Source organism: Desulfurella sp. (genome assembly GCF_023256235.1).
GTDB lineage: Bacteria > Campylobacterota_A > Desulfurellia > Desulfurellales > Desulfurellaceae > Desulfurella.
Window position 1 is genome coordinate 21,591 of the sequence record NZ_JAGDWY010000075.1, and the last position, 6,453, is coordinate 28,043.

8 protein-coding genes and 1 tRNA gene are annotated in these 6,453 nt (G+C 30.6%); 6 read left to right on the plus strand and 3 right to left on the minus strand.

Translation table 11 applies throughout. The annotated features are described in order from the left end of the window. Nucleotides 1–60: 60 nt before the first annotated feature. The gene (locus Q0C22_RS08255) at nucleotides 61–528 is read left to right on the plus strand and encodes an HAD family hydrolase (RefSeq protein WP_291493653.1); all 468 of its coding nucleotides are present in this window, start codon (nucleotides 61–63) and stop codon (nucleotides 526–528) included. Nucleotides 529–593: 65 nt separating this feature from the next. Here Q0C22_RS08255 and Q0C22_RS08260 read toward each other — a convergent pair. The 3 genes from Q0C22_RS08260 to Q0C22_RS08270 all read right to left on the minus strand — a co-directional run bounded on the left by Q0C22_RS08260 (nucleotide 594) and on the right by Q0C22_RS08270 (nucleotide 1,891). After that, a tRNA-Ser gene (locus Q0C22_RS08260) sits at nucleotides 594–685 on the minus strand. 32 nt (nucleotides 686–717) lie between these two features. Beyond that, nucleotides 718–1,134: a hotdog fold thioesterase gene (locus Q0C22_RS08265; protein ID WP_291493655.1), complete on the minus strand. Its 417-nt coding sequence runs from the start codon at nucleotides 1,132–1,134 to the stop codon at nucleotides 718–720. 13 nt (nucleotides 1,135–1,147) lie between these two features. Continuing rightward, a complete protein-coding gene (locus Q0C22_RS08270) occupies nucleotides 1,148–1,891 on the minus strand; it encodes an energy transducer TonB (RefSeq protein WP_291493656.1) in 744 nt (247 codons plus the stop codon). A 180-nt stretch (nucleotides 1,892–2,071) separates the two neighbouring features. Here Q0C22_RS08270 and mraZ point away from each other — a divergent pair, with 180 nt between their 5' ends. The 5 genes from mraZ to Q0C22_RS08295 form a co-directional block, all read left to right on the plus strand. Beyond that, nucleotides 2,072–2,518, plus strand: a complete 447-nt coding sequence (mraZ, locus tag Q0C22_RS08275; protein WP_291493658.1) for a division/cell wall cluster transcriptional repressor MraZ — start codon at nucleotides 2,072–2,074, stop codon at nucleotides 2,516–2,518. Beyond that, nucleotides 2,515–3,411, plus strand: coding sequence for a 16S rRNA (cytosine(1402)-N(4))-methyltransferase RsmH (gene rsmH / locus Q0C22_RS08280; protein WP_291493660.1), 897 nt, complete (start codon nucleotides 2,515–2,517; stop codon nucleotides 3,409–3,411). Before mraZ ends, rsmH begins: the two co-directional genes overlap by 4 nt. Then, nucleotides 3,404–3,742: a hypothetical protein gene (locus Q0C22_RS08285; RefSeq protein ID WP_291493662.1), complete on the plus strand. Its 339-nt coding sequence runs from the start codon at nucleotides 3,404–3,406 to the stop codon at nucleotides 3,740–3,742. The genes rsmH and Q0C22_RS08285 overlap by 8 nt, the downstream gene beginning before the upstream one ends. Continuing rightward, nucleotides 3,739–5,406 (plus strand): penicillin-binding protein 2, encoded by a 1,668-nt coding sequence (locus Q0C22_RS08290; RefSeq protein ID WP_291493664.1) that lies wholly within the window; start codon nucleotides 3,739–3,741, stop codon nucleotides 5,404–5,406. The genes Q0C22_RS08285 and Q0C22_RS08290 overlap by 4 nt, the downstream gene beginning before the upstream one ends. Continuing rightward, on the plus strand, nucleotides 5,393–6,453 hold a 1,061-nt coding region (locus Q0C22_RS08295), incomplete at its 3' end, for a Mur ligase family protein (RefSeq protein ID WP_291493666.1). The genes Q0C22_RS08290 and Q0C22_RS08295, both read left to right, overlap by 14 nt.

Consider the following 6,453-nt stretch of genomic DNA (forward strand, 5'->3'; position numbering starts at 1 on the left):
AACTAAAAGAAAAAAATAACATGCTTTTAACAAACTTTATTAATAAATTGGAGGAAAAATATGGAAATTGAAATTTTGGGTGTAGGCAAAATTGTCTTAAAACGCATAATATTAGACTTTAACGGCACGCTGGCAACAAACGGAGTACTAATAAAAGAAACTAAAGGCATTTTAGAAAACCTATCTAAAGCATTTGACATTCATATTGTTACAGGCGATACTTTTTCAAGCGCTAAAGAACAGTTAAAAGGCTTGAATGTCAAAACCATTATTGCGCCATTAATCGACCAGACAACATTTAAATTAGATTATGCAAAATCAATCGGGCTTTCAAATTTAGTAGCTATAGGAAACGGCAAAAATGACTCACTTATGCTAAAATATGCTAAATTGGGTATTTGCGTAATTGGCAAAGAAGGTGCAAACATCGAAGCACTTCAAAACAGCGATATTGTAGTATGTGATATAATAAGTGCCCTTGAGCTGCTTTTATACCCAAAAAGGCTCGTCGCAACCCTTAGGGCTTAGCCATTTTTATATTGCTTACACCAAAAATCAAAAATCAAGCAAAAAGCAAAGTTTATGTAAAAATCTGGCGGAGAGGACAGGATTCGAACCTGCGGAAGGCAAAATTGCCTTCAGCTGATTTCGAGTCAGCCGCCTTCAACCACTCGGCCACCTCTCCAAATATGGATTGTAAACAATTTATGCTAAAAATCAATTATATTGATCCTTAACGATTTTTTCGGACTTGATATAAACTTGCCCACTAAATAGAGCTATTAGCTTTTTATCGGATTTTCTCTCAATTATAATTGAATAAATACCAATTTTTTTTGTTCTATTTAATTCTTTGGCTGTTGCAATAAGTATATCGCCTTGCTTGGCTGCGTTTGCAAAATTAATGTTTGCTGATATTGCAAGTGCAGTATTGCCATAAATATTTGAAGCAACAGCAAATGTATAGTCAGATAAAGAAAAAATTACACCCCCATGGCAAACACCCGCAGCGTTTAACATATCTTTTCTTACAAGCATTTGTGTACAAACATAGCCTTCTTTTGCTTCAATTACTTCGATACCAAGCCATTTACTGACCTGATCGTTGTTTTTCATAAATTCTACTACATTCATTTTTTCTCCTAAATCAAGAATTATTTAACTTAAAATTAATAGGTATAACAATTTTTACATTTTTATCTAATTTAACAAGTGGCTCTATTTTTTTGATTGCTTTCATTGCGCTTTTATCTAAAATGGAATATCCTGAACTTTTTACAATTTCAATATCCTTTATTATCCCATTATCTATAAGAAAAGAAATGACAACTGTACCTTCATAGGAATTCCTTCTTGCTAAATAAGGGTATTTCAGGTGTTCTTCTATTAGTTTTCTTAAAAATGTGTAATCTTCCCTTGAAGCACTTTGAAAAGAATTTGTTGCTTGGGTGGTTTGAATGTTTTGAGTAGTTTGAACAGCAGTACCTTTAGAACTTTTAGTATTAGATTCATTGTTACTAATTGTATCTGGACGAACAATTGCATTGTTTGTTTTTTCAATTTTATCTGTTTTGTCAGCAGTTTTTAAATCACCTGTTTTTTGTATTTCTTGTTTTGGAAATACCTTATTATTGATTTTTTCTTTTGGAATCGATTTCTGACTGATTAAAATATTTTGCTTTTTTTGAGCTAAAGTTTTGTTTTTTACATGTAAAATTTTATCATCTGTTTTTGGTTGGCTAATTCCTAACAAAACAACTTCAATGGGTTTTTTTATAGGCTTATAAAATCCGCTTAAAAGCTTAATGCCAAGTGCAAAAAATATTACGTTGACAAATATGGATAAAGCTAATGATGATATAAAGGTTTTCTTTGTGTAAAATTTTTCCATAATTGATTGGAATGTACCAAAAAAACTTTCATTAGTCAATAAAATATGCTTTATATTCAATGTTTTTTTAAAATATAATATGCTTTAATAAATATACCGTTACTTGCATTAATTTATTTATTTTTTTGTTGACAATTCAATTAAATATATGTAAAGTGGAATGAAGTGGAATAAAGTGGAATGCTAAGAGGACGTTTTGAGTGCATTTTAGATGATAAAGGTAGAATAAAAATACCTTCTAAGTTTTTAGAAACCTTAAAAGGAAGTGGTGTTAACGTGCTAGTTATGACATTTTTTGACCAATCCATATACGCCTATCCTAAAAATATATGGGAAGAATTAGAATCAAAAGCATTAAATTTGCCTTTAACAAATAAATCTGCACGTAGATTTAAACGAATGTTTTTTTCTAGTGCAATTGATGTAAACCTTGATTCGCAAGGAAGAATAATTATACCTCAAACTTTGCGACAGTTAGCAAATATAGAAAAAAATATTGTAGTGCTTGGTAATTTAGACCATATAGAATTATGGTCTGCCCAAAATTGGCAGCAGGAAATGGATTTATTAATGCAAGATGAAGAAAAATTAGCTCAAGAAATTGAAAGTCTGGGCATAAAACTGTGATACACAAAAGTGTCTTACTAGCAGAATCAATGGAGTTTTTACAACCAAAGAGAGGTTCGATGTATTTAGATTTAACATTTGGTGGAGGCGGACACACCGAACAATTATTAAAACTTAGCGCTCCAGACGGTGTTGTAGTGGCTTTTGACCAGGATCCTACAGCAATTGAAATTGCTCTAAAATTAAAAGAAGTTTACAAAGATAGACTTGTTGTTGTAAAAGAAAATTTTTCAAATTGCTATAGTTTACTTAAAGGAATGGGCTTTGATTTATTTGATGGAATAATAATGGACATTGGTGTGGCTTCTTTTCAGCTAGATGATGCACAAAGAGGATTTAGTTTTTTAAAAGATGGACCTCTTGATATGAGAATGAATAAAGATAATCCACTAAGTGCAAGAGAAATTATTAACAATTGGAGCAGACAGGAACTAGAACAAATTATTCGCAATTATGGTCAAGAGCGGTTTGCAAAAAGAATTGCTTTAAAAATTGAAGAAAGTAGATTAAAAGCACCAATTGAAACTACAATTGAGCTTGCTAAAATTGTAAAAGAAGCTGTACCGGCACACTTTTATAAAAAGATTCACCCTGCAACAAAAACATTTCAAGCACTAAGGATTGTAGTAAATTCAGAACTTGATAGTTTAAAAAAAGGCTTAAATAGCGCAATTAAACTATTAAAGCCACACTCAAGATTAGTTGTAATCAGTTTTCATTCGCTTGAAGATAAAATTATTAAAGACACTTTTAAAAATTTTTCACAACAAAAAATTTTATCCATTCTTACAAAAAAACCTATTGTACCATCTTTGCAAGAAATTAATGAAAATCCAAGATCTCGCAGCGCAAAATTAAGATGCGTTGAAAAATTGGAGGTAATAAATGATTGATTACTCGAATTATTGGCTTGAAAATACCAAAACTTTTGAAACAACACAGGAATCCGTTAGTTTTGCTCCAATTGTTTTAAGCAAAAGATTATTAATTTTAAGCTCTATTTTTTTATTTTTAATTATGCTAAATGTAATTATTGCTCTTAAAGCATCTGTGTTAAATTACAATATTAGTTATCAAGAAAAAATACTTAAAAACTTGCAAATAGAAAAAGCGGCACTTTTAAAAAAATCTGACCATCTGCTTGGTACAGATAAAGAGTTAATTCAAGCAAGTAAGCTTGGTTTAAAACCTATAAATACAAGCCAGTTAATGTTTTATCAGTGAAAAAAACACGTTTTAATTTTTTATTTTTTTTAATTATAGCTGGATTTTTTTTGGTTGCTTTTAAGGCTTTTTTGGTTCAAATAGTAGATAACAAAAACTATAGACTTGCTTATGCAAAATGTGTTGAGCCACTAATATATATTCAGGGTAAAAGAGGGTATATTTATGATTGTAACAACAAAACGCTTGCGTTGGATATTCCATCTTATCAGTTGTTTGTAGACCCAAAATTTTATACTGAATATAATAAAACCGATGATAAAAACTTTTTTAATTATATCAATTCTCACTTTCAACTTAACATAAAAAATATAATCGAGCAAAACAAAAATACACGATATTTTAATATTGGTACGATTAAGCCTAAAGATTTTGAATGGGTTAGAGCCAATTTACCAAAAGGATTTGGTCTAATTAAAAATTATTCCAGATTTTACCCATACGCAAATAATGTGTCGCAAGTTGTTGGCTTTTGCGGTAGTAGTAAACACGGTCTTGAAGGATTAGAAAAAGAATATGACATCTTTCTTTCAGGCCAAAATATAAAGCAAAAAGTTAAAATTACGCCATATGGTAACTTTGAGTTTTTAAAAAAACCTTTAGATGGAGCAAACCTACACCTCACAATAAACGTAGATATTCAAAATTACCTTCATTTTTTACTAAAAGAAACTTTAAAAGAAAGACAGGCAAAAATGGTAATTGGTATAATTGCAAAACCAGATGGTGCTATTGTTGCATTAGATAGTGTACCAAGCTATGATAATAATAAATTTTACAATTACGATTATGTTAATATTAGAAATAATCCTATCAATTACATGTTTGAACCAGGAAGTATATTTAAGATTGTGACAATGTCAAGTGCCTTAGATTCAAATACATTTACTGGCAACGAAACATTGTTTTGTGAAAACGGCAAATGGAAATTTTCTGGTCACGTAATATCAGATGTTGAAAAAAATGGCGATTTGCCATTTGATAAAGTTTTTGCATACTCAAGCAATATATGCTCTGCAAAAATTGCGCTAAAAGAAAACAAAGAAATTTTTTATAAGTATTTGTGGGCTTTTGGTTTTGGCAAAAAAACAGGCATTGACCTGCCAGGCGAAGCAGACGGACTTGTAAAAGACTACGTAAACTTAAAACCTTTTGATTTAGCAACAATGGCTTTTGGACAAGGAATTGGCGTAAGTGCTATTCAAATTGTTAGAGCCTACATTGCTATAGCAAATGGCGGATATCTGGTAAATCCTTATATAGTTAATTATATTGAAAAAGACAAAAAAATTTTGTACAAACACAAAGAAACAAAAAAGCAAATACTTTTGCCACAAACAATTGAAAAGGTAAAGCAAATTTTAAAATTAGTTGTAGAAGAAGGCACAGGCACAAACGCTAAAATTCAATATTATGCAATAGGCGGTAAAACAGGCACAGCTCAAGTAGCTTCACACAAAGGTGGATACAGCTTAAACGATTACACGGGTAGTTTTGTAGGTATATTTCCAATTGATAACCCTCAGTTTGTTATTTTAGTTACCGTTTTTGATCCAAAAGGTGTAAACTATGGTGGTGAAGTAGCAGCACCTGTTGTTGCAAAACTGGTTTCAATGCTTGCTGCATATTACAAAATTGAAGGGAGTGGTAATGTTATTAGGTGACATCGAAAATATTTGTAACTCTCAAGTACCAGATTATTTAAAAAATAAAGAAATAAAAGGTCTTGCGTATGATTCAAGAAAGGTTAATAAAGGTTTTTTGTTTTTTTCAATAAAAGGACAAAAAACCGATGGTAGATTATTTATCAAAGATGCATTTTCAAAAAAAGCAATAGCAGTAGTATCACAAGATTGCAGTGATATCGAAAATTGTATAGAAGTCAAAGATATCCGCAAATGCATGGGGAAAATCGCAAATTACTTTTACAATCAACCATCAAATAAGCTAAACGTAGTAGGCATTACCGGTACAAACGGAAAAACCACAACCACATATTTACTTAAAGAAATATTTGAAAAAAGTGGCATAATTGGCACAACAGGGTATCGTTTTAATCATGTTGTAAAAAAATTAGAAAACACAACGCCAGAATCCATTGATTTAAATAAAATATTGCTTGAAATGATGCCTAATGTTGATTATGTGTTTATGGAGGTATCCTCACATGCAGTAACATTTGATCGCATAGAAGGCATAGATTTTAAACTAAAGGTTTTTACTAATTTAAGTCAAGATCACCTAGATTTTTATCAAACTATGGAAAATTATGCAAAAGCAAAAGCTGCTTTTTTTAAAGAAAATGATTTTAGGGTGGTAAATGTTGATGATGATTTGGGGAAAACACTATTTAAAAAAGGCTTCACAATATCTTACGGTTTTAAAGACTCTGACATTTATCCTCTATACTATGAATTTGATATAAACGGGATTTATCTAAAACTCAATGTTTTTGGTGATGTCTATGAAATACAATCAAACTTGATTGGCATATATAACATATACAACATCATGGCAGCAGTTGGCTGCAGTGTTTTTTTTGGCAAACCAAAAACGCAAGTACTTCAAGCACTTTACAATTTTAAAAATGTGCCCGGAAGGCTTGAAAAGTTTATAAAAAATGGTAAAGCTGCTGTTGTAGATTATGCACACACAGATGATGCTATAAAAAATGTATTGCAAACGCTAAAAACTATTACAAAAGGTAAACT